Raw genomic sequence first — 22,206 nt, 5'->3', positions numbered from 1 at the left:
AGTCGCGCTAATATCAGCGCATGGACTACACACTTCTGCGCGCTTTCATCACCGTCGCTCGCGAAGGCAATCTCACGCGCGCGGCGGCGCAACTGCATGTCACTCAGCCAGCGGTCAGTCTCCAGATCAAGAATCTTCAGGAGATGCTCGGCGTCGTGCTGTTTTCGCGGACATCGCACGGACTTTTGTTGACGCGCGACGGCGAAGCGCTGCTGCCGCACGCGGAACGCGCGCTCGTCGCCGCCGCAGATGTCCAACGCGCCGCCGCCGCATTGCGCGACGAAGTGAGCGGCACGTCACGCATCGGGACGATTCTCGACCCCGAATTTCTGCGCCTTGGCGGCTTTCTGCGTCAACTCGTGGAAGCGTATCCGCGCATTGAAACGGCGTTGCGGCATGGCATGTCGGGTTGGGTGCTCGAACGCGTGAAGTCGCGCGAACTGGATGTCGGCTACTACATCGGCGACCCTGCGGCGGACGGCACGCGCGATGGCGAGCGCTTTCATGTCGTGCGGCTGACGCCCTTCGACTATCGCGTGCTCGCGCCCGCCGGCTGGCATAACCGCGTGAACAAGGGAAAGCGCAACTGGGCGACGCTCGCGCGGTTGCCGTGGATCTGGACGCCGCCGGAATCCGCGCACAACCGGCTGCTATCGAAGATTTTCCGCGACGCCAACGCGTCGCCGACCATCGTCGCCGAAGTGGATCAGGAGCCGTCGATGCTCGATCTCGTCAAATCGGGCGTGGGCCTTTCGCTCGCCCGCGATTCGATCGCGCTTCGGGAGGCGCACGCGCATGCGCTGACAATCGTCGAGGGCGTCACGGTATCGACACAACTGTCGTTCGTGACGCTCGCCGAACGCCGCGAGGAACCGGCGATTGCGGCGGCGCTGCGGCTCATCGACGCCCAATGGTCGATGTAAGGCGAAGTTCAAGCGGCCTTCATCGAAACTTTGCTAGGCTTGAGCGCAGATGTTTCATTCAAGGCAAACCGCTCAACCGGAGTCCTCCATGGCACGCAACATCGAAATCAAGGCACGCGCTCATCAGTTCGACCAATTGCGTGAGCGCGCCGCCGCGCTCGCCACCGACAGGCCGCTGGTGTTTCGCCAGCAGGACTTCTTCTACGACGTGCCCACCGGCCGTCTCAAGCTGCGTCAGTTCGACGACGGCACGCCATCGGAGCTGATCTTCTATCAGCGCGACGACCGCGACGGCCCGAAAGTCTCGTATTACTCGCGCAGTCCCGTGACGAATCCCGAAGCCATGCATACGCTGCTCGCGCAGGCGCTGACCACGCGCGGCATCGTCACGAAGGAAAGGCATGTCTATCTGGTCGGGCGCACGCGCATCCATCTGGATCGCGTGGATGGGCTTGGGGACTTCATCGAACTCGAAGTGCTGCTGGGTCAGGAAGACGACGAAGCCGGCGGCGAGGAAGAAGCGCACGCCATGTTCGCGCGTCTTGGCGTGGAACAGACGGATCTGGTGCCGGTTGCTTATGTCGACTTGCTGAATCCGACGCTTCAGGCGGAATCGGTCGACAAGTGACCTAGCGGCAGCGGACCGTTGCGCTTGAATGTCGTGAGAACGATGTTCGAGCGCACGCTATCGACGCCGGGAACGCGCATCAGCTTCTTCATCACGAAGGTGGACAGCGCGTTCAGATCGGGCGCGACGATCCGCAGAAGGTAATCCGCATCGCCAACGGTCGCGTGGCATTCGAGCACTTCGGGCAGCGTCTCGATCTGCTGCTGAAACTCCTCGATGATCGAATCGCCGTGATGCTTGAGCTTCAGGCTCGTGAACGCGGTCACACCGAGGCCGAGCTTTTCTGGCCGCAACACCACCCGATATCCTTCGATCACGCCGGTCGCTTCGAGCCGCTGCAGTCGACGGCCGATCTGCGACGGCGACAGCGGCACCTGCTCGCCCAATTGCTGATGCGTGGCGCGGCCGAAGCGTTGCAGCACATCGAGCAAGGCGAGACCGAAATGATCGAGTTCCAGCATGATTGGGCGCGAGCGAAAGCGAAAACGAAGATGCGACTTTAGCGCATGAAAGTGCCATCACTCACATACCCGACGCGCCGAAGGGCCGTTTCGCGCGGAGCTTAACGCCTGCTTACGGCAACCGACAAGGTAACAGCCGTATTACCAACCGTGACATGATCGAAAGGATCGAAAAGCGCCTTTTGCCAGCTTCCCGTCATGGATGGAAGCCGATGCGAAGCTTGAAGAAAGAAATCGTGCTGAAATCTTTCGGTCGTGCAGGCTGATTTATAAGGGCGTGTAATCTAGCCGCGTGACGCGCGCCCGTAGACCCGGCCGATCGACCGGCACTTCTGACTGACGCTGTACAATCAGCAGCGCAACTAGCCTGGGCAACGTTCAGGCAGAAAGTCATCCGGTGTACGGCCGCTCGCGGCTCGAGGTTACGTTCGCGCGACGCCGCATGAGAATCAACGGATTTGATCCGGCTCGAACCCGCGCCGCCGCGTCGTGCATGTCACCGGCTTGGGCGCCGGCTCGGGTTAAACCCATCGTACTTGAGCGAGTTCATGCGAATCCTTCTGATTGAAGACGACCGCCCCATTGCGCGCGGCATCCAGAGCAGCCTCGAACAGTCGGGCTTCACGGTCGATATGGTCCACGACGGCATCTTCGCCGAGCAAGCGCTCGCGCAAAACCGCCACGAACTGGTCATTCTCGATCTGGGCCTGCCGGGCATCGACGGCATGACGCTTCTGGCGCGCTTTCGCCAGAGCAACCGGCATACGCCGGTCATCATCCTCACCGCGCGCGACGAACTGCATGACCGCGTGCAAGGGCTGAACAGCGGCGCCGACGACTACATGCTCAAGCCCTTCGAGCCGCAGGAACTGGAAGCGCGCATTCGCGCCGTGATGCGCCGTAGCGGCCCGCACGGCGACGTGCCGCGCCCCGAAGTCACCTTGGGCGGCTTGCGTCTGTCGGGCGTGGATCGCCGCATCTTCAACGACGAGCGTCCGCTCGAACTGTCGCCGCGCGAATTCGCCGTGCTGGAAATGCTGCTGCTGCGTCATGGCCGCGTCGTCAGCAAGGCGCAATTGCAGGATCACCTGACGCATTTCGGCGGCGATCTCGGCGATACGGCCATCGAAGTCTATGTGCATCGCGTGCGCAAAAAGCTCGAAAACACGCGTGTGGAAATCGTGACGGTGCGCGGCTTCGGCTATTTGCTTCAGGAGATCCGTCAGGCGACGTGACGTCCCGGCGGTAGAACGGTTTGCGACTTCCCACCCGGCGCGCGGGCGATCAGCGTTTCGCCCGCGAAGATTGGCTCGATCTGGCGCGATCTAAGGCCACCGAAGTTCCCGCGTCACCGAGCCTGCGGCGCACGCTGTTGCGCCGCCTGGCCGCGCCGCTGTCCCTGCTCGCGCTGATGAGCGGCCTGATGGCGTACTGGCTCGCGTGGCAGTACACGCAGCACGTGGTGGACCGTTCTCTCGCGGATCTCGCCACCGCCATCTCCAAGCAGATTCAGCTCGCGGGCGTCGATGCCCCCGTCACCGTTCCGCCGCTCGCCCAGGCGATGTTCTCCGATCCGGTGGAGCAGCTCGTCTATCGCATCAGCACCGGCGACCAGGAAATTGCCGGCGAGCCCGATCTGCCGCTGACCGGCACCGCCGTGCGGCGCATCCACTATGCATACGTTTTCGAAACGCACTATCAGGGCGTGAGCGTGCGCGCCGCGCAAGTGCGCGTGCCGCAGCCGACGGGCAATCCTATCGTCGTCGAAGTGGCGCAGCGCGTGGGCTCGCGCTACAGAATCGCGGTGGAGTTTCTCTTCGCGATCATGATGCCGCTGCTGCTTTTGCTGCTCGCAGGCTGGGTGATCGTATGGCGCGTGGTGAATCAGCAATTGAACCCGCTCACCGATCTCGCCGACACGCTCAACCAGCAGACCCACATCTCGCTCGAACCCGTCGACGAAACCTTCGTGCCAAGCGAAATCCGTCCGCTCACGAGCGCCATGAACGGCTTGCTCGTGCGTCTTCAGGCCGCGCTCGATGCACAACGCAAATTTATCGCCGATGCCGCGCACCAATTGCGCACGCCGCTTACCGCCGTCAAGCTGCACGCGGAGCAAGCGCTTAGTTCGCGCGATCCGGCGAAGGCCATCGAAGCGGTGAAGGAACTGCGCGCATCGGCGGATCGCGCGGTGCGTTTGTCGAATCAACTGCTTTCGCTCGCGCGCGCCGAACCGGGCGAACAAGCCGCGCGTTTCACCGACTTCGATCTCGCCACGCTCGCGTTCGAAACCGGCGCGGAATGGGTGCCGCGCGCGTTGTCGGCGGGCGTGGATCTGGGCTTTCAGCGTCTCGACGACCCCGACAACGAACATCCGATGATGGCGCGCGGCAATATCGTGCTGACGCGCGAGGTGATCGCGAATCTCATCGACAACGCGCTCAAGTATGTGCCGCCGTCGCGTCATGAAGGTTCGCGCATCACGCTGACCATCGGCGACTGGCACGATGCGCAAGGCAAGCGTTTCGGCGAAGTGGTCATCGAGGACAACGGTCCCGGTGTGCCGCCGGATCAGCAACCCGATCTCTTCAAGCGCTTCTTTCGTGGCGACGGTCAGATGGTGGAAGGCGGCGCGGGACTCGGGCTCGCCATCGTTCACGACATCATCTCGCTGCACGGCGGCACGGTGCATTACGAAGACGCTCCGGAAGGCGGCGCGCGCTTCATCGTGCGTATGCCGCTCAAGGACGGCGCGGCGCCAGCCGCCGCAAAATAAAAAGCCACGGCATGATTCCATGCCGTGGCTTCTTTACCATGGCGTTGCAAGCGCCTATTTCTTCAGCGCGAGCATGGTTCCGCGACACTTCTTCGCGCCGCAACGGCACTCGTATTCTTTCTTGAGCTTCTTGGTGATGCGGCCTTCGATCACGAGGCCGTAGTCGTAATTGAGCTCTTCTTCCGGCTCGATGCCGCGCAGGGCGTGGATGAACACGCGCCCTTCCACTTCCTCGGCTTCGCAATTCGGCTTGCACGAATGATTGATGTACTTCGCGCTGTTGCCGTCGATCTTGCCGTCGATCACGCTGCCGTCGTCGAGCGCGAAGTAGAACGTGTGATTCGGCTCATCCGGATTGTGCGGATGCCGGCGCAGCGCTTCCTTCCACGAGATACGCTCGCCCTTGTATTCCATCACCTGCTCACCCGCCGCGATGTGCTTCACGGCGAATACGCCCTTGCCATGTACTCCCGAGCGGCGGACGGTGATCCTGCGTGAACTCATCGAACGAATCCTTAATAAACGAGGTGTTGGGTTGGCTTCATGTCCACTTCGTCTTGGATCGTCTCGACGAAAGCGGATAAAAAAAACGCGGTGGCCGCTGAGGCGCCGCGTTGGCATGGTTGAACGTGCTGTTCAACTCAATCGTTATCGTACACTCCCGGGCCGCTGTCGAACAACTGGCCCGTGAGTATCCGTGGGTATCGACTGATGATGTTGGTTAGCGCTGGCCGAACGCCACGTCGCCGAACAGGTTCTTCAGTTCGCGCGGCTGCGAGCGCCAGTATTGCGGCGGCGCCGTGACGGTCGCGCCGAGCTCGGCGGCGGCGTGCCACGCCCAGCGTGGATCGTACAGCGCGGCCCGCGCGATGGCGACGAAGTCCGCCTTGCCGCTACCAACGATAGCTTCGGCTTGCTGCGGCTCCGTGATGAGACCGACCGCGATGGTCGTCACGCCCGTGGCTTCCTTGACCGCCTGTGCGTACGGCACCTGATAGCCCGGCCCGAGCGTGATCTTCTGCAGCGGCGATACGCCGCCCGACGAGACATCGATCCAGTCGACATCGCGCTTCTTCAGTTCCGCCGCGAACGCGATCGTGTCCTCGATGGTCCAGCCGCCCTCGACCCAATCCGTCGCGGACACGCGCACGCCAACCGGCTTGTCGGCGGGAAATGCGGCGCGCACGGCCTCGAAAATCTCGAGCGGATAACGCATGCGATTTTCGAGCGAACCGCCGTATTCGTCGGTGCGCTGATTGGCGAGCGGCGACAGAAACTGATGCAGCAGATAACCATGCGCCGCATGCACCTCGATGCCGTCGATACCAAGCCGCGCCGCCCGTTTCGCCGATGCGACGAACGCTTCCTTCACGCGAATGAGGCCGGCCGCATCGAGCGCGAGCGGCGGCGTCTCGCCTTCCTTGTGCGGAATGGCCGAAGGTGCATGCGTCATCCAGCCGCCGTCGGCAACCGGGATCAGCTGGCCGCCATCCCACGGCTTGTTGCTCGACGCTTTGCGGCCCGCGTGCGCGAGCTGCATGGTCACGGCGATATCCGAATACTGGCGGATGGCCGCGAACACCGGACGCAGCGCGGCTTCGGTCGCGTCGTCCCAAAGACCGAGATCGCCGGGCGTGATGCGGCCGTCAGGCTCGACCGCGGTCGCCTCGATGACGAGCATGCCCGCGCCCGAGAGCGCGAGTTGGCCCAGATGGATCATGTGCCACGCGGTGGCCTCGCCGCGTTCGGCGGAGTACTGGCACATCGGCGAAATGACGATGCGATTGGGAAGCTGAAGGCTGCGTAAGGTCTTGGGAGTGAAAAGCGCGCTCATGTCGAAGGCTCGGTGAGAAAAGATGCGATCGAGAATAGCATCGGGATTTCTTCCGTGCAGGATGCATGCGGTGCCAACCGCCGCAATCCGCGCCTTGACCTTCAGCCCTGACGTTCGGTGCAGGGAAACTTGTCGAGCCATTCGTGGAACATGGCGCGCGCCGCACGTTCGAGCGCGGGACCGTGGCGCGCCGTCTCTTCACGCAGCGTGACGGCCGTGGCGCCGCTCCTGGCGATATCCGCGGGATAGGTGACGAGCCAGCTCTCGAACCGGTCTGGCAGCACTTCGGGATGGCACTGCAGCGCAAGCACATGCTCGCCCCACGAGAACGCCTGATGCGCGCAAGCTTCCGTCGATGCAAGCAAGCTCGCGCCTTGCGGCAGATCGAAGGTGTCGCCGTGCCAGTGAAATACGGGAATGGATTTGCCGTCAGCTTCGAGATGACGCAGCGGCGACGCGCGCCCGGCGTCGGTCAGCGCAAGCGGCGACCAGCCGAGCTCCAGCTTTCCCGACGAATACACGCGCGCGCCGAGCGCACGCGCGATCAGCTGCGAGCCAAGACAGATGCCGATGGTCGGCAAGCCCGCCGCAATGCGCTTTTCGAGCATCGACAAAAGCGGAGCCAGATGGGGATACTGCGCATCGTCGTAGGCGCCGATCGGCCCGCCGAGCACGACCATGAGCGATGCATCGAGCGGATCGGGCGCGTCTATGCGTCCGCGGCCCACGTCGAGATAACGCACGAGATGGCCGCGGTCGCCGAGGACCAGTTCGAGGCTGCCCAGATCTTCGAAATAGACGTGGCGAATCGCCAGGACTTCATGTTTCATCGGCGGGTTTCCGTGGCTCGGACTGCGGAGTAGAGACGAGCCGCGCCTCGCCAGGAGGCGCGACCCGCACAGTCTAACCGACTCGACGCGGCCTCACAGCGTACCTTTGCACCGATCGACCCGGGTTGTCCCGGGCCGTTGCCGTTCAGGCGATTTGCGCGAAGACCTTCCAGCTCTTCTTCTGCGTGGCGACGTCGGCTTCTTCGTATACCGAACAGTCGAGACGCAGATTGGTATCCGCCATGTCGATCTGAAGCAGTGCGCAATGATGCAGCACCTTCTTCGGATTCTTGCTTGGCTGGAAATGCGCGCACGACAGACACATCCGATGCGCCGGAATCTGCTGTTGTGTTTCGAGCTGGCGGATGGTCTTGAGCAAGCTGCGGTAAAGCGCCGCTTGCTCTTCTTCACGCAATGTGCCGACCGCCTTCGCGAGGAAGTCCGGCCATTGCAGCGCGCGCTTGGCGGCCGTGCGGCCGCGTGCGGTCAGACGCACCGCCAGTGCGCGACCGTCGTCGAGTGCACGGCGCTTTTCGACGAGCCCCTTGCCTTCGAGCGTGCTCACGGCGTCGCTAGTGGTCGCGGCGGTCAGCGCGGTTTCCCGTGCAATCTCGCCGAGGCGCATAGGCCCCTTGCGCTGCATCAGCAGTACGAGAATTTCACCCTGGGTTGGCGTAAGCCCCGCGCCTTCCGCCCATTCCCAGGCCTGGCTGCGCATCGCTGTGCTCAGCCTCAGCAGGCCGTGGGTCACCCGCCCCGTCGCCTGCTCTCCGTATAAACCTTCACTCATGATCTTTCGCTTGTTGTTCCGCTTATGGGTTTTGACGGCATGTTCGCTAACCAACGAACACCACGTCCCCTAAGCCGCCCCAGGAACCTGCTGCCTGTGCATTGCTGTCAGTATTCCAAAGACCGCCTTCAGGTCGTGGTCCCCGCCGTCTCAAAATTCAGGCGTACCAAGCCAATTCGCTTTGCCTGAATGGGGGACATGCAACCCTCTTCGTTATGCGCCATCTTGTCACCAGCCACTTCACCACCCTGCTCGACAATCTTGCTTTGCGTCTAAAGTGACCGGTTGCGGCGCTATGTTTTTGCCGACTATGACGCGCCGTCGGCAACGTCGCCATTCTAAGCGACCTAGAACAAACGTACACCTTAATTATTCACGCAAAACTGTGGATAACCCGTGGAAAAACGTAGCGTTTGGTTGTGAGCGAATTCTCGATAAGCCAAGGCATCTTTCGACCACCCTTTGTCTTATCCTTGGCCGCGCGCATCCATTCAACTTTGATTCACCGCCTTATCGTTTTTCCAATTCGTTGACCTTGCAGCGCTTTTTAACGTTTCCCATAGCGTCGCGCAGCCCTCGTTACCTTCTATTACGTAGGTATACGGACTTCTCACGGGAAACCTTAGAGATGCCGTACGATTCACGTAACGTTCAGGCAACGAGCTTATTCCTAAGTTCCGCATGCACGCGTTTCATACACAACATAGCGAGACCGAAGTTTCAAAGCACGAAGGCCGTTTCGACTTTCATCGAAACGGCCTTTCGTCTTGATTCTCACTTCAACGCGTGTGTAAGGGCAGCGTCATGCGCGCCATTGCAGGCATTGCTGACGTACGGCTTCATGGAGCGACTTCTCTTTGTCGAAAACGCCGCGCAACCAAGTGGCGTCATTCATGCCACCGCGTGCAATGTCCGCGATTTGCGCGAGCGCCGCTTGCGAACCCAATGCTTCGGCATGCGGTGCAAGTACATCCAGCGTTGCGAGAATATCTTCGCCGATGGTGTGCCGCTCACCCGACTGCGGATGCACGCAAGTGCCTTCCAGACCGAAGCGGCAAGCTTCGAAACGATTGAATGTGTAGACGAGGTAATCGTCTTCTTGCGGCGTAAGCGGTTTATCGAGCAGCAAATACCGCGACAACGTTTGTATATAGCAAGCAATCGCCGCAGCGCGATCGACAGAAAGCGGCGTATCCATCACGCGAACCTCGATGGTGCCGAAACCCGGCTTCGGCCGGATATCCCAGTAGAAGTCCTTCATGCTGTTCACGACGCCCGTGTGCACCATCTTCGAAAAGTATTCCTCGAAGCTGTCCCACGTGAGGACAAACGGCGCGCGTCCGGAAAGCGGGAACGCGAATACCGAATTAAGCCGTGCCGAATGGAAGCCGGTATCGACACCCTGGATATACGGCGACGATGCCGAAAGCGCTATGAAGTGCGGAATATAGCGCGACATCGAATGCAACAGGAACAGCGCGCTATTCGGGTCCGGACAGCCGATATGCACGTGCTGGCCGAACACCGTGAATTGCTTGGCCAGGTAGCCATAGAGTTCGGAGATGTACTGGAAGCGCGGCGCGTCGTAAATTTGCCGGTCGCTCCATTGCTGAAAAGCATGCGTGCCGCCGCCGGCAAGGCCGACATTGAGTTGATCCGCCGCCGCGACCAGCGTATCGCGAATCTTGCGCAGATCGGTGACGGCCTGTTCATGCGTCGTGCAGATGCCGGTCGAAAGCTCGATCATGCTTTCGGTGATTTCCGGCGTGATGTTGCCCGGAATCTCTTCGTCCTTGATGAGACGCATGAGGTCCGACGCGGCGCGGGTCAGATCGTAGTCGTGCGTATTGACGACCTGGATCTCAAGCTCCACGCCGAAGGTGAACGGCTCGGAGTCGATAAATGGTTCGAGTGCCATGACGCCTCTAAAAAATTCAATGCCCGTGCGGTGCCGTGCGGCGCCTATTCGCGCCGCTCGCCCACCGCCGACAGGCTACGGTACACCAGGAACGGCGACACGATTTGCAGCACGACGATCGAGCACATGACGATCGCACGAAGCGTCGGGTCGTAGCTCGGATAAAGCACGTACATGTCGTCGACGAGCAGGTAGGCAAGCGCGGACATCGGCGTGAGCGCGACGCCCAACGCCGCGCCCTGCTTCCAGTCGAGGCCGCTCGGCTTCGCGAAAATCATCACGCCGGCCAGCTTGCCGATGAAGCGCGCGACGATCAGCGCGAGCGCCGCTACACCGCCAAGCGCGATATCGCGCCATTCGAATGACGTCAGTGTCAGCGCAAAAAGAATGACGGTCAGCAGCCATCCAGCGGAACCGAAATGCGTAGGCCAGAGTTGCGGCTTTTCATCAGCGTTCTTAACGATGATGCCTGCTGCAAGCAGCGCAAGAATGATCGACAGCTTGAAGATATGCGCGATCGCGATAGCCAGCAGCACGAGACCGAACAACGCGACGAAGGAGTGCTCGTCGTTCGCATTCAGACGCCGATACAGCAGGTTGCATGCACGCGCGAGCAGGAAGGCCAGCACGAGCGAACCGATCAGCAGATAAAGCGGCTGCAGGATGGTTGCAAACGCATTGCCGTAAATTTCCTGATGCAACACGCCGGCCGCGAGCTTTTCGACGATCACCGCGTACATGCTGTTCAACGCGGTCAACGTGAGAAGACGCTGCGTAACCTGTCCTTCGGCGCGCAATTCGGTCTTCAATTGGATGACCATTGCGGGCGACGTCGCCATGGCGATGGCCGCGATGACGATCGAAGGCATTGTCGGCACGTTGCATAACATCAACGCAATCAGCACGAAGCCGAAGGTAAGCGTGGCTTCGGCGATGCTCGACAGAATCAGATACGGATTGCGGCGGATCCAGCGCAAATCGAGCCGGCCGCCGAGTTCGAAGAGCAATAGCCCGAGCGCGACATCCAGCAGAGGCCGTGAGATGGCGCCTGCGCTGACGTCGATCACACCGAGTCCCGCGTTACCGGCGATCAGCCCGATGACCGCATAGCCCGTGATACGCGGCAGACGCCATGCGCGCCAGAGCAATTCTCCGGCGAGGCCGGCGGTGACGAGCGCAAGACCTGCCCAAAGAATGGCATTGGGTTCGAGCGGCCAGGCGGGCAAAAACGAAAAGGCCGAATTCATCGTGTTTGCTTCTCCTTCGTTGCAGCAGAGGATGCACGTTCTGTTGCGTGACTTTGCGCGCGCGGCGCATCCGAGCGGCTCGCCTGTTCAGGCGAATGAGTTCATTCAAATGAAACGAAAGCGAACGAACACGGCGTCACGGAACCAGCCGTGCACGAATTAGACGACGCATCCGGCTCCATCGCGCGGCTTACGACTCGCGCGCATTGAGATGGTGACGGATGCGGGCAAGACAAGCGGCGCTTGCCCGGAGGCGGGCCGACGGCCAGACGACAGCGCGGCCTGGTTGATCAGATTCGTGGCGCGCGCTCATCGTTCCGTTGAAGCGGTCGCCGTCTGAGCGGCGCGACGCGGGAAGAAGCGCGATTGTGCCATACCTCGATGACCGTGACAGGGAAGTCCAGGCTCATGATTTTTATGAGTAAAAGCGACAGCCGCGCACGCGCGAAGGCGGCAAGGCTGACCGGCGGGCGGTTTGCGGATTCGATTTCTCTCTTCCGATAGCCTCTGTGTCAGGTGTTTACAGGTTTACTGTATATACATGTAGTAGTAGTTAACAAGCACCTGCCTCACCTGTGGATAAGACCAATTTCTCCTTTCCAAACAAGCAATTGTGGAAAGCAGAACGCAGCGGTAAACATGTTCAGGCATGGCGGTCAACTTTGAACAACTTTCGGGACGCTCGGGCACTCGTGCAGGTTGTCCCGTTTACGTGCACAACGAGTCCACAACTCGTTCTTCGGTAAACCCGGGTCTTATCCACAACCCGGCTTGGATAACTACGTTGCGTCGAATTGACCGTGACGCAGCGCTCGCAATAAAAAGCGCGCGGGATCGATCGACTCGGCGAGTTCGCGTTCGATGACCCAAGGTTCGCCTTCGATCTGCGAGACGATGAGTTCCGCGGCGAGCGTCGCCCAGACGAGCCCGCGCGAACCGAAGGCAAACGCGCCATACAAACCCGGCATGCGCGGCAGGTCGAGCGGCCACGCGCCTTTGAGGCGGGCGGCGTCGGCGCGCGCGGCGGCTGCATCGGCGAACTGGCCGATCATCGGCATGCGGTCGCTCGTCACGCAACGGAACGCGACGCGGCCTTGCTTCACATGCGCCGTCGCTTGCAGTGCCGGAAGCATGGCTCCAACGCGCTCGATGTTTTCCCGATGCCCTGCGTCACGAACTTCGATATCGGGATCGTCGATGTCATAGGTCGCGCCGATCAGCGTGCCTCGTTCGCCCAAAGGCACCGCATAACCTTCGCCGATGACGGGAACGCGCAATCCATCGAGCGTGGTGCTGTCCAGGACGCTGAGTTGTCCGCGAACGCTGCTCGTCGTTGCATCATCGAGATGTGCGAGTCGCGCAGCTTCATGCGCGTTCGCCAGCACGAGAATCGGCGCTCGCGCGACCTCCGCGTCGTGCGTGTCGAAGACGCGCCAGTTGTCACCATCACGTTCGATGCGCGCCACTTCCGTGTTCATTCGCGTCGTCAGCGCGGCGCCGGCATCGGCAAGCTGCGCCGAGCAGACCGATGCCGGCGAGATCGCGCCGCCGTGCGGGAAGAACCATCCGCCGCGCGCGACATCCACGCCTGCGATACGCGATGAATCGGCGCTGGATACCGAACTCACGTAGTCGCGCGGATACGCGAAACGGGCGATGGCGTCGGCGATCGCGGCGGCGTCTTCGGGCGTGTCCGCGATTTGCAGCAAGCCATCGCGACTACGTTGCAAGTCGTATGAGCGCGTTTCGAGCGCTTGCCACTGACTCAGCGCGAACAAAAAGCCCGCACGGGTGAGCCGCGCGGCGACGCTGTCATCGCGCCAGACGATGGGATGAAACACGCCAGCCGGATTGCCCGACGCGTCGCGCGCGGGCAGCTCGTGCCGGTCGATGAGCGTGACATGCCAGCCGCGCGCCGCGAGACGCGATGTCATTGCAGAGCCCGCGAGTCCCGCGCCGATCACGATGGCTTCGCGCGACTGGACAGCGGACGCGCGCGGCGGTTCGTGACGACGCACGCGCCAGCGCGGGGCGAAGCGCGCGCTTCGGTCGTCGGCACACGTGAAACCCGATGCCTCCAATGCGCGTCGCAGCGAGGCGGCGTCCGCGATGTTCGTCGCCGATACGGTTGCATCGTCGCCCGCAAGCCGCGCGATGCCCTTGCACAACCATTGCGGATTGTCGAAGGCGGCGGCGTCGAGATGGAAGGCATCGGCGCGCAGCCACAGTCTCGACAGCATGTCGTTCGGATCGCCGATGGCGAGCGTCAGCACCACGCGCCCTGCATCGAATTCGAGCCGATGCATGCCGGAGACGCGCATCGGCCAGGCATTTATCAGTGCGTCCGCGAGCGGGTCGCCGTTCTTCGACGGCGCTGCATCGAGCGCATGCAACGGCGCGATCACGACTACATGCAGACGTTCGCAACGCGCGTTGTCATCGCGCCAACGTCGCCAGATGTCGAGAAAGCGGTTGGTGTGCGCGAATTGCGTATCGACGAAAGTAAAGACGCGCCGATGCCGCCAGCGCGCGGGAAGATCGTGCAGCTCGAAAAGCTTGTCCGTAGGCAACGATGATTCGGTCATGCGAAAAAGGGAAGGGAAGCGAAGGCGTCCGCTATACCGGACGAAGACGGCAAGACATCGAGCATGTACTAGACAGACGGCGCTTTGGCCGCATGCAAGGCGTTGGGCATCGTGCCTTCGAGCGCAATCGGTTCGACCGCGTGACCGGCGGCGCGCCATGCTTCGAGACCGCCGAAGAGCGGCGCGACATCGTCGAAACCATGCGCGATCAGGTCTTTTGCCGCCAACGCCGCGGATACTTCGTTCGGACAATCGCAGTAGGTCACGATCTTGAGATCGCGCTCGATGCCCGCAAGCTGCGCCGCGATGCCGCCGTGATCGAGCAGCAGCGCGCCCGGAATGGCATACGGGTCCATCGCGCGACGCTCGCCGCGACGAACATCGATGACGAGCGGCCGTGGTTCACTCGCAAGCAACGCGCGCAACTCCGCAACCTCGATGCGCGCCATGCGCAGGCGTCGCAACAACGTGACGCGGCGCCACCAGCGCGCGCCGAGATATAGCGCGAGCACGACGACCGCGAATGCCAGGACGCCGCGACCGAGCCAGTCGAGCAGGGCGAGCGCTTTATCGACGAGATCGGCGAACATAGCGCCGAACGTCACGCCGAGTCCCGACCAAAGGATCGCGCCGAGTGCGTCATAAAACAGAAAGGTGCCGAAGCCGACGCCGGTCGCGCCCGCCACGGGAATGGCCAGCGTGGAAAGGCCGGGGATGAACTTGGATACCGCGAGAATACGCACGCCGAAGCGGCCGAAGAAGTCGAGACTGCGGTTCACGCACGTGTCGCGCGAGATGGAAAGCTTGCACAGAACGCCCAGCACGCGGCTGCCATAACGGCGTCCGAGCCAGAACCAGAGGGTGTCGCCGAGCAACGCGGCGGTGCTTGCGACCACCACGATAGCGACGAGCGGCGCGAATGCGGAGGCGGGAAACATGGCCGTGAGACCGCTTCTTCCGAGGCTCGCGGTGACTGCGATGGCGCCCGTCAGAACCAATGTGGGCAAGGCTGGCAGCGGCAGACCAAGGCATTCCAGCAGAACGTTGGCAAAAACCAACGGCAGCCCGTATTCGATGATCAGCTCGCGTAGCATGGACCGCACCCCGGAGTTCTGTGCTCAAAAAAACCGCCCGCAAGCCCGGAAAATATAAGGGTAAATCTTTGAAACCCTTGTCCTGATTGGGTTTGCGCTGCGCTATCATACCAAGCGCCGCGTATAGAGGCGGCGCGAGGGCAATGAAGCGAAGCATGGCCGTAGAAGTGGCGCGAAAGAACGCCAGTTCGTCGCAAAGGCGCGCCGGAAGGCCGTCCCTACTCGACTGCACGGCCCGCGCACGTATAATCGGCGCGTTCGCGCTGTTCGTGTCAACCTAAACTGATAAAGGAACCTTAATGAACAAACAGGAATTGATCGACGCCGTAGCCGCTCAGACCGGCGCAAGCAAAGCTCAAACCGGCGAAACGCTGGACACCCTGCTCGAAGTGATCAAGAAGGCTGTCTCGAAAGGTGACGCAGTGCAGTTGATCGGCTTCGGCAGCTTCGGTTCGGGCAAGCGCGCAGCGCGCACCGGCCGTAATCCGAAGACGGGCGAGTCCATCAAGATTCCGGCCGCAAAGACGGTGAAGTTCACGGCTGGCAAGGCATTCAAGGACGCAGTGAACAAGCGGTAAGTTTCTTGCCGATTGTGGCGCTACGCGCTCTTAGCGCGGCGCCTCGGAATCAGGTTAATCCGCGTGCGCGCAGACAGACCGCAGCAACACATAAACCCGCCTTCGGCGGGTTTTTTTTCGCGCGCTCGACTCGTGCGGTTTGGCTTAGTGCGTGTGGCCGTCGCAGCCGCAATCCGGACCGTGCTCGTGATCGTGATCGCCGTGTTCATGCTCGTGATCGTCGATATCCCATGCAGGAAACGGATCGTTCAGATGCCGCCAGCCGTCCGAGCCGAGCAGCCATTCCTCGTCGGTGAGCAGGCATGCATCGAAGTTGGCGTCCCATGCCGCCACGTCGAGATCGAGGCCGATCAGCACCAGCTCTTGCCCGCGATCGCCAACGCTGTTGTCATCCGGGTCACCGAACCATTCCGCGACGATATCCGCTTCGAGCTCGGGATCGTCCGTTGGCCATTCGCTGCGATCCTGCGCCGCCCACCACACGCCCGCCGGACCATGCCGCAGCGTCCCGCCCGCTTGCGACAACGCCCCGCCCACTTCGCTTCTCGTGGCGAGCCAGAAGAATCCCTTGGCGCGCAACACGTCCGTCCATTCGCGATGCAGCAGTTCCCACAGTCTTTGCGGATGAAAAGGCCGGCGCGCGCGATAGACGAGATGCCCGACACCCGACGCATCCGGCTCGCCGTTCGACGGATGCTCGTCGTTGAGAATCGCGAGCCAGCCAGGCGCGCTTGCCGTGTTGTCCAAATCGAAGCGGTTCGTATCGAGCACGTCGGCTATGGGCGCCTTGCCTGACTGCGTCTGCACCTGAAGCGCGCGCGGATTGAGCGCATGAAGAATGCTCGCGAGCGTTTCGAGCGCCTCTTCGTCGACGAGGTCGATCTTGTTGATCACGATGACATCGCAGAATTCGATCTGCTCGATGAGCGACTCGACCACCGTCCTGCCTTCGTCGTGCGCGTCATCGTGCGATGCAAGGCCGCGTTGCGCGAGCGAATCCGTCGATGCGTAATCGCGCAGGAAGCTCGCCGCATCGATCACAGTGACGAAGGTATCGAGCACGGCCTGACCGCCGAGCGTCGCTTGCTCGTCGTCGCCGAAAGCAAGTTGCTCCGCGATATCGAGCGGGTTCACGAACGGCGGCAGCTCGACGACGATCGCATCGAATCGCTGCTGTTCGGCAAGCGCTGCGATGTCGCGCTCGATTGCTTCGACCGGGTCCGCTTCGTGGGCGACGCTAACGGCGCCAACGCGCACGCCTTCGTCGTTGGCGAGCATGGCATTGACGAGCGCGGACTTTCCCGCGCCGGTGAATCCGGAAATCACGGTGATTGGGAGTGGCGTTGAGTTCATTGCGATGATGACCGGCGAGCGGCATTTGGGAGGCAGGCGGACACGCGGCAAACGGCAAGCCCGCGCACAGGCGAAGCGACACGCCGGACAATGGTCAACGGTGCGCGCTGTCGGAGAAGGGATTTTGCATCAAATGCAGATGAAAGGCGCAAGGACGCAAGCGCCTGAGCGCCGGGCCGAACTTACTTGGAAGCCTGAAGCAACTTCCAGCGACGCAGGATATCGATGATCTGCGAGGAATACTTGTCGCGCAATGCGGGTGTTTCGGAATGGTAAGCACCGACGGCCTGCCACGAATTGCCATACTTGTTCATCTTCTGGCGCAGATGCCATGCGGCCACGTACACGGCCTTGCACGGTTCCATCAGCGTGCCGCTGGAGATACCGTATTGAGCCAGCGTGTTGAGATGAATCGAGTTGATCTGCATCAGACCGTAGTCGGTCGAGCCGTTGGCGTTCTTGTTGATGGCGTCGGGTTTGTTGTGCGATTCCTGCCAGGCGATGGCGCGCAAGATGAGCGGATTGACCTTTTGATACTTCGCTGCCTCGTCGAAGCAGTCGGCGTGTGCGGAAGCAGCCGCGAGCATCACGCCGCCGGCCATCGCAAGTAATCGCAGGAATCTCTTCATCTTCTTTCTACTCCATCCGCCCACGCGGAAAAGCGTCACGCCGCCAATTCGGCGACCGGGCGCCTAACGTCATTCATCCGCGTCGGCGCCAGTCAAAGCACGCTCGCAGCCGTATGGCATCGGGAAAACCCACCCCCGATGTCGCCGCCCGGAATGCGGAACCGCCCGTATCATACCCGCTGAAGTTTGACGCCATAAGTTAGCCAGCAGACATACACCCCGGCGAGGGCGCGCCATAGGTCAGCCGTTTTCCGCCAGCCGCGCGGCGGAAGGCGTTCTTAAACGTCTGAATAATAAGACTTCGAGTCGGGTTACAATTCGTCTCCCGCGCGCATGGGCCAGCCTGTGAAGGCTTCACAGACGGTTTATCGGCAAGTTCGTTGAAAGCTTGAGAGCGGCGGAATTCAGTAAGCGAAGGCGGCTAGGGAAAATTCTGGTCTTGAACGATTTTTTGAATAATTTCGTTACGCGTTGCTGCTATCGTCACAATTTTTTGAAATGATCGTCGCCCGGGCAAGCTAGCCCGGAAACGATCGGCGGCGCCTCTGCTTGACGAGCGGTGCTGCCTTAGCGGGCTTTACCCGAGAAGTTCGCTTAGACAACACATTCATGAGAAGACAACCTATCGCACTGCGTCGCATCGCGACGGCACTGCTGGCGGCGGGACTTATCGTCGCGCAAGCCGCGCACGCGCAAGTGACATTGAATTTCGTCAACGCCGATATCGACCAGGTCGCAAAGGCGATCGGCGCCGCCACTGGCAAGACAATCATCGTCGATCCCCGGGTGAAGGGGCAGTTGAACCTCGTCTCGGAAAATCCGGTACCCGAGGATCAGGCGCTGAAGACATTGCAAGCCTCACTGCGCATGCAGGGTTTTGCGCTGGTGCAGGATCACGGTGTATTGAAAGTCGTGCCCGAGGCCGACGCCAAGCTGCAGGGCGTGCCGACCTATGTCGGCAACTCGCCTGCCGCGCGAGGCGATCAGGTCATCACGCAGGTGTTCCAGTTACGCAATGAATCGGCCAATAACATTTTGCCGGTGTTGCGCCCGCTGATCTCGCCGAACAACACCATCGCGGCCTATCCCGGCAACAACACGCTCGTGGTCACCGACTACGCCGACAACGTGCGGCGGATCGCCGGAATCATCGCGGGTATCGATACCGCCGCCGGGCGCGAGGTGGACTTGGTCCAGCTGAAGAACGCGAACGCAATCGACGTGGCCGACCAGATGAACAAGCTGCTCGACCCCGGCACGATCGGCAGCACGGACGCCACGCTCAAGGTCGTCGTCACCGCCGACCCGCGCACCAACTCGCTCATGTTCCGCGCTTCCAGCAGCGCGCGGCTCGAAGCCGCGAAAACGTTAGCGAAGAAGCTGGACTCGCCGACTTCGCAGCCGGGCAACATGCACGTCGTGGCGTTGCGCAACGCCGACGCCACGCGTCTTGCCAGAACCCTGCGCGGCATGATGGGCAAGGGCAACGGCAGCAGCAACGACAACTCGTCGAGCAATTCGAACTCGAACTCGTCGAATTCGTTCGGCCAGAGCGGCGGGCTCGGCAATTCGTCGAACTCCACCGGCACGTCGGGCGTGCCGCCGTTGCCAGGCGGTTTTGGCGGCAACAGCAGTTCGGGCAGCGGCAGTAACCCGATGTCGGGATCGGGCGGCAATCGCGACAGCGGTTTCTCGTCGAACAAGGACAGCGACAACGGCAACGACTCGGGCGGCGGCATGATCCAGGCGGATTCGGCGACGAATTCGCTCATCATCACCGCAGCGGACCCGGTCTATCGGAACCTGCGCGCCGTGATCGACCAGCTCGACGCGCGCCGCGCGCAGGTCTATATCGAAGCGCTGATCGTCGAACTCTCGGCCACCACCGGGGCCAATCTCGGCATTCAATGGCAGGGTCTGCTGCTTTCGAACGGCGGCAACAACGCGGTGTACGGCAGCACGAGCTTCGGCTCGGGCAATACCAACATCTTCGATTTGACCGTGCAGGGCGCAGCCGTCGCGCAAAACACGTCGGCGATCACCGCTTCGACGGGTCTTTTGGCGAACGGCCTGAACATCGGCTTGCTGCACCGCTTCGGCAATCTGTTCGGCCTCGGCGGTCTCTTGCAGGCGTTGTCCACGTCCGCCGACGCCAACATCCTCTCCACGCCAAACCTGATCACGCTCGACAACGAGGAAGCGAAAATCGTCGTCGGCCAGAACGTGCCGGTGGTGACGGGCTCCTACGCCACGCCGACCGCCAACGCCGCGACGTCGGTGACGGCGTTCAACACGTTCGACCGCCGCGACGTCGGCGTGACCTTGCACGTCAAGCCGCAGATCACCGACGGCGGCGTGCTCAAGATGCAGATCTATCAGGAAGATTCGAGCGTCGATGCCACGACCAAGACCGATCCGGGCGGCGTGACCATCAACACGCGCTCCGTGCAGTCGACCATCCTCGCGGACGATGGCGAAATCGTTGTGCTGGGCGGCTTGATGCAGGATCAGTACAACAATAACAACAGCAAGATTCCGCTTCTGGGCGACATCCCGTTCATCGGCAGCCTGTTCCGCAGCGAAAGCAAGACGCGCACGAAGACCAACCTGATGGTGTTCCTGCGCCCAGTGATCGTGCGCGATCAGGCGACGGCTTCGCAGATCGCCAACACGCGCTACGACTACATGCGCCAGCAACAATACGGCTCGACCACGGACAACCGCCTGATTCGCGATCAGAACGTGCCGGTCATGCCGCCGAAGCCGCTTGGACCGAGCGAAGGCGGTGGCGCCCCGGCCCAGAATCTGCTGGACTGGAGCAACCTGACGCGCGGTACGCCGAGCACGACGCTGCCCCAGGACCCGAACGCGGGTCCCGCGCCGCAGCCGTATCAGCAAGCGCCGCAGCGTTCGGAGTTGCCGCAGCCGCAGCAGCCGCCGTACGGCAATGCGCCAACCAATTACGCGGTGCCCAACAATCAGCCGAGCACCACGCCGCTGGATAACAGTTCGAGCAATTCGAACAGTTCGTCAGGAGCACGGCCGTGAATACGCTGAACGCCGAAGCCGATCGCACGAATCTCGCCCACCACGCTGAAGCGCCGGCCGCAGCGTCGCCGCTCGCGGCCAGGCTCGTGCCTTACAGCTTCGCGCGAACCGGGCAGATTCTGCTCGCGCATCAGCATGCGGACAACATCGAGGTTTGGATCAGCGAGCGCACGTCCGACGCCGCGCTCGCGGAGGTCGCGCGCAATTTCGGCGCGCTGTCCATCCAGCGCAAATCCGCCGATGAGCTGGCCGCCGCCATCAATTCCGCCTATGCGCGCAACGACGGCAGCGCGGCGCAGGTTGTCGGCGAAGTGGAAGGGGAAGTCGATCTCTCGCGCCTGATGCAGGACATTCCGGAAGTCGAGGACCTGCTGGAATCGGAAGACGACGCGCCGATCATCCGCATGATCAACGCGCTTCTGACGCAGGCGGCGCGCGAACAGGCGTCGGACATACATATAGAGCCGTTCGAGAACGCGTCGGTCGTGCGTTTTCGCGTGGACGGTACGTTGCGCGACGTCGTGCGCCCGAAGAAAGCGCTGCACGGCGCGTTGATCTCGCGGATCAAGATCATGGCGCAGCTCGATATCGCCGAGAAACGTCTGCCGCAGGACGGGCGCATTACCTTGCGCGTGGGCGGGCGTCCCGTCGATGTGCGCGTGTCGACGCTGCCGACCGGACACGGCGAACGCGCGGTGCTGCGTCTGCTCGAAAAAGACGCGCAACGCCTGAACCTCGAAAAGCTCGGCATGGCGCGCGACACGCTCGTCAACTTCGACAAGCTGATCGGCCGTCCGCACGGCATCGTGCTCGTTACCGGGCCGACGGGCTCGGGCAAGACCACGACGCTTTATGCGGCCATGTCGCGGCTTGAGACCACCACCACCAACATCATGACGGTGGAAGATCCGATCGAATACGACTTGTCGGGTATTGGCCAGACGCAGGTGAACGAGCGCATCGGCATGACCTTCGCGCGCGCGCTGCGTTCCATTTTGCGGCAGGACCCGGACATCATCATGATCGGGGAAATTCGCGACCTGGAGACGGCGCAGATCGCGGTGCAGGCGTCGCTCACGGGTCACCTGGTGCTTGCGACCTTGCACACGAACGACGCCGCTTCGGCCGTCACGCGTCTCACCGATATGGGCGTGGAGCCGTATCTGCTCGCATCGTCGCTGCTCGGCGTGCTGGCGCAGCGGCTCGTGCGGCAACTGTGTCCGGTGTGCAAGGAAGAGCGCGTCGAGGAAGACGGCGTGACGCATTGGCATCCGGTGGGCTGCGACCGCTGCGGCCAGTCGGGTTACGCAGGACGCCGCGGCGTCTACGAACTTCTGCTGATGGACGATGAAATCCGTCCGCTGATCCACCGCAACGCCGCCGATGCCGAAATTCTCGCGGCGGGCCGCAAGCAAGGCATGCGCACGCTGCGCGAGGACGGCAACCGCTGGCTGGCGACCGGCGTAACGTCGCTCGAAGAAGTGCTGCGCGTGACGGGCGGAGATTAACGCG

19 protein-coding genes are annotated in these 22,206 nt (G+C 62.0%); 8 read left to right on the top strand and 11 right to left on the bottom strand.

The annotated features are described in order from the left end of the window. Positions 1 to 20: 20 nt before the first annotated feature. On the top strand, positions 21 to 923 hold the full coding sequence (locus P9292_RS26420) for a LysR family transcriptional regulator (RefSeq protein ID WP_309962022.1): 903 nt from the start codon (positions 21 to 23) through the stop codon (positions 921 to 923). Between the two features lie 88 nt (positions 924 to 1,011). Further along, entirely contained in the window at positions 1,012 to 1,551 is a 540-nt protein-coding gene (locus P9292_RS26415) for a class IV adenylate cyclase (RefSeq protein WP_244826626.1), read from the top strand. Here the strand turns inward: P9292_RS26415 and P9292_RS26410 are convergent. After that, entirely contained in the window at positions 1,527 to 2,012 is a 486-nt protein-coding gene (locus tag P9292_RS26410) for an Lrp/AsnC family transcriptional regulator (RefSeq protein ID WP_309962020.1), read from the bottom strand. The genes P9292_RS26415 and P9292_RS26410 overlap by 25 nt on opposite strands. Before the next feature lie 2 nt (positions 2,013 to 2,014). On the opposite strand from P9292_RS26410, the gene P9292_RS26405 reads away from it, so the two are divergent. The 3 genes from P9292_RS26405 (at position 2,015) to P9292_RS26395 (ending at position 4,788) form a co-directional block, all read left to right on the top strand. After that, positions 2,015 to 2,278, top strand: a complete 264-nt coding sequence (locus P9292_RS26405) for a hypothetical protein (protein WP_309962018.1) — start codon at positions 2,015 to 2,017, stop codon at positions 2,276 to 2,278. Between the two features lie 282 nt (positions 2,279 to 2,560). Beyond that, entirely contained in the window at positions 2,561 to 3,247 is a 687-nt protein-coding gene (locus tag P9292_RS26400) for a response regulator transcription factor (RefSeq protein WP_244826629.1), read from the top strand. A 20-nt stretch (positions 3,248 to 3,267) separates the two neighbouring features. After that, a complete protein-coding gene (locus P9292_RS26395) occupies positions 3,268 to 4,788 on the top strand; it encodes a sensor histidine kinase (protein ID WP_370652049.1) in 1,521 nt (506 codons plus the stop codon). Between the two features lie 54 nt (positions 4,789 to 4,842). Here P9292_RS26395 and P9292_RS26390 read toward each other — a convergent pair whose 3' ends face one another. From P9292_RS26390 to P9292_RS26355, 8 genes are all read right to left on the bottom strand, one after another. Next, the gene (locus P9292_RS26390) at positions 4,843 to 5,292 is read right to left on the bottom strand and encodes an SET domain-containing protein-lysine N-methyltransferase (protein ID WP_309962016.1); all 450 of its coding nucleotides are present in this window, start codon (positions 5,290 to 5,292) and stop codon (positions 4,843 to 4,845) included. Between the two features lie 217 nt (positions 5,293 to 5,509). Beyond that, entirely contained in the window at positions 5,510 to 6,622 is a 1,113-nt protein-coding gene (locus P9292_RS26385) for an NADH:flavin oxidoreductase/NADH oxidase (protein WP_309962015.1), read from the bottom strand. A gap of 101 nt (positions 6,623 to 6,723) precedes the next feature. After that, entirely contained in the window at positions 6,724 to 7,452 is a 729-nt protein-coding gene (locus P9292_RS26380; RefSeq protein ID WP_309962012.1) for a glutamine amidotransferase, read from the bottom strand. 145 nt (positions 7,453 to 7,597) lie between these two features. Continuing rightward, a complete protein-coding gene (locus P9292_RS26375) occupies positions 7,598 to 8,242 on the bottom strand; it encodes a MarR family winged helix-turn-helix transcriptional regulator (RefSeq protein ID WP_244826633.1) in 645 nt (214 codons plus the stop codon). Between the two features lie 802 nt (positions 8,243 to 9,044). Continuing rightward, positions 9,045 to 10,160: a YbdK family carboxylate-amine ligase gene (locus tag P9292_RS26370; RefSeq protein ID WP_244826634.1), complete on the bottom strand. Its 1,116-nt coding sequence runs from the start codon at positions 10,158 to 10,160 to the stop codon at positions 9,045 to 9,047. Positions 10,161 to 10,204: 44 nt separating this feature from the next. Next, positions 10,205 to 11,407 (bottom strand): cation:proton antiporter, encoded by a 1,203-nt coding sequence (locus P9292_RS26365; RefSeq protein WP_250466215.1) that lies wholly within the window; start codon positions 11,405 to 11,407, stop codon positions 10,205 to 10,207. A gap of 779 nt (positions 11,408 to 12,186) precedes the next feature. Next, complete coding sequence (gene mnmC / locus P9292_RS26360; protein WP_309962010.1) at positions 12,187 to 13,977, bottom strand: bifunctional tRNA (5-methylaminomethyl-2-thiouridine)(34)-methyltransferase MnmD/FAD-dependent 5-carboxymethylaminomethyl-2-thiouridine(34) oxidoreductase MnmC; 1,791 nt, start codon at positions 13,975 to 13,977, stop codon at positions 12,187 to 12,189. 83 nt (positions 13,978 to 14,060) lie between these two features. Continuing rightward, positions 14,061 to 15,086, bottom strand: coding sequence for a DedA family protein/thiosulfate sulfurtransferase GlpE (locus tag P9292_RS26355; protein WP_309962008.1), 1,026 nt, complete (start codon positions 15,084 to 15,086; stop codon positions 14,061 to 14,063). 299 nt (positions 15,087 to 15,385) lie between these two features. Here P9292_RS26355 and P9292_RS26350 point away from each other — a divergent pair, with 299 nt between their 5' ends. Further along, positions 15,386 to 15,664 carry an HU family DNA-binding protein gene (locus P9292_RS26350; protein WP_008352404.1) on the top strand — a complete coding sequence of 93 codons (279 nt, stop codon included), beginning with the start codon at positions 15,386 to 15,388 and terminating at the stop codon, positions 15,662 to 15,664. Between the two features lie 144 nt (positions 15,665 to 15,808). Here the strand turns inward: P9292_RS26350 and P9292_RS26345 are convergent, their stop codons facing one another. Both P9292_RS26345 and P9292_RS26340 read right to left on the bottom strand, forming a co-directional pair. After that, entirely contained in the window at positions 15,809 to 17,017 is a 1,209-nt protein-coding gene (locus P9292_RS26345) for a GTP-binding protein (RefSeq protein WP_309962006.1), read from the bottom strand. A 182-nt stretch (positions 17,018 to 17,199) separates the two neighbouring features. Next, a complete protein-coding gene (locus tag P9292_RS26340) occupies positions 17,200 to 17,646 on the bottom strand; it encodes a lytic transglycosylase domain-containing protein (RefSeq protein ID WP_250492851.1) in 447 nt (148 codons plus the stop codon). A 624-nt stretch (positions 17,647 to 18,270) separates the two neighbouring features. Between P9292_RS26340 and gspD the strand changes: the two genes are divergently transcribed. Together gspD and gspE are read left to right on the top strand one after the other, a co-directional pair. Next, positions 18,271 to 20,694 carry a type II secretion system secretin GspD gene (gene gspD / locus P9292_RS26335; RefSeq protein ID WP_244828143.1) on the top strand — a complete coding sequence of 808 codons (2,424 nt, stop codon included), beginning with the start codon at positions 18,271 to 18,273 and terminating at the stop codon, positions 20,692 to 20,694. Then, entirely contained in the window at positions 20,691 to 22,202 is a 1,512-nt protein-coding gene (gene gspE, locus P9292_RS26330; RefSeq protein ID WP_409015198.1) for a type II secretion system ATPase GspE, read from the top strand. Before gspD ends, gspE begins: the two co-directional genes overlap by 4 nt. Positions 22,203 to 22,206 lie beyond the last annotated feature (4 nt).

Source organism: Caballeronia sp. LZ001, from assembly GCF_031450875.1.
Taxonomy (GTDB): domain Bacteria; phylum Pseudomonadota; class Gammaproteobacteria; order Burkholderiales; family Burkholderiaceae; genus Caballeronia.
This window is presented reverse-complemented; position numbering and strand designations above follow the sequence as displayed.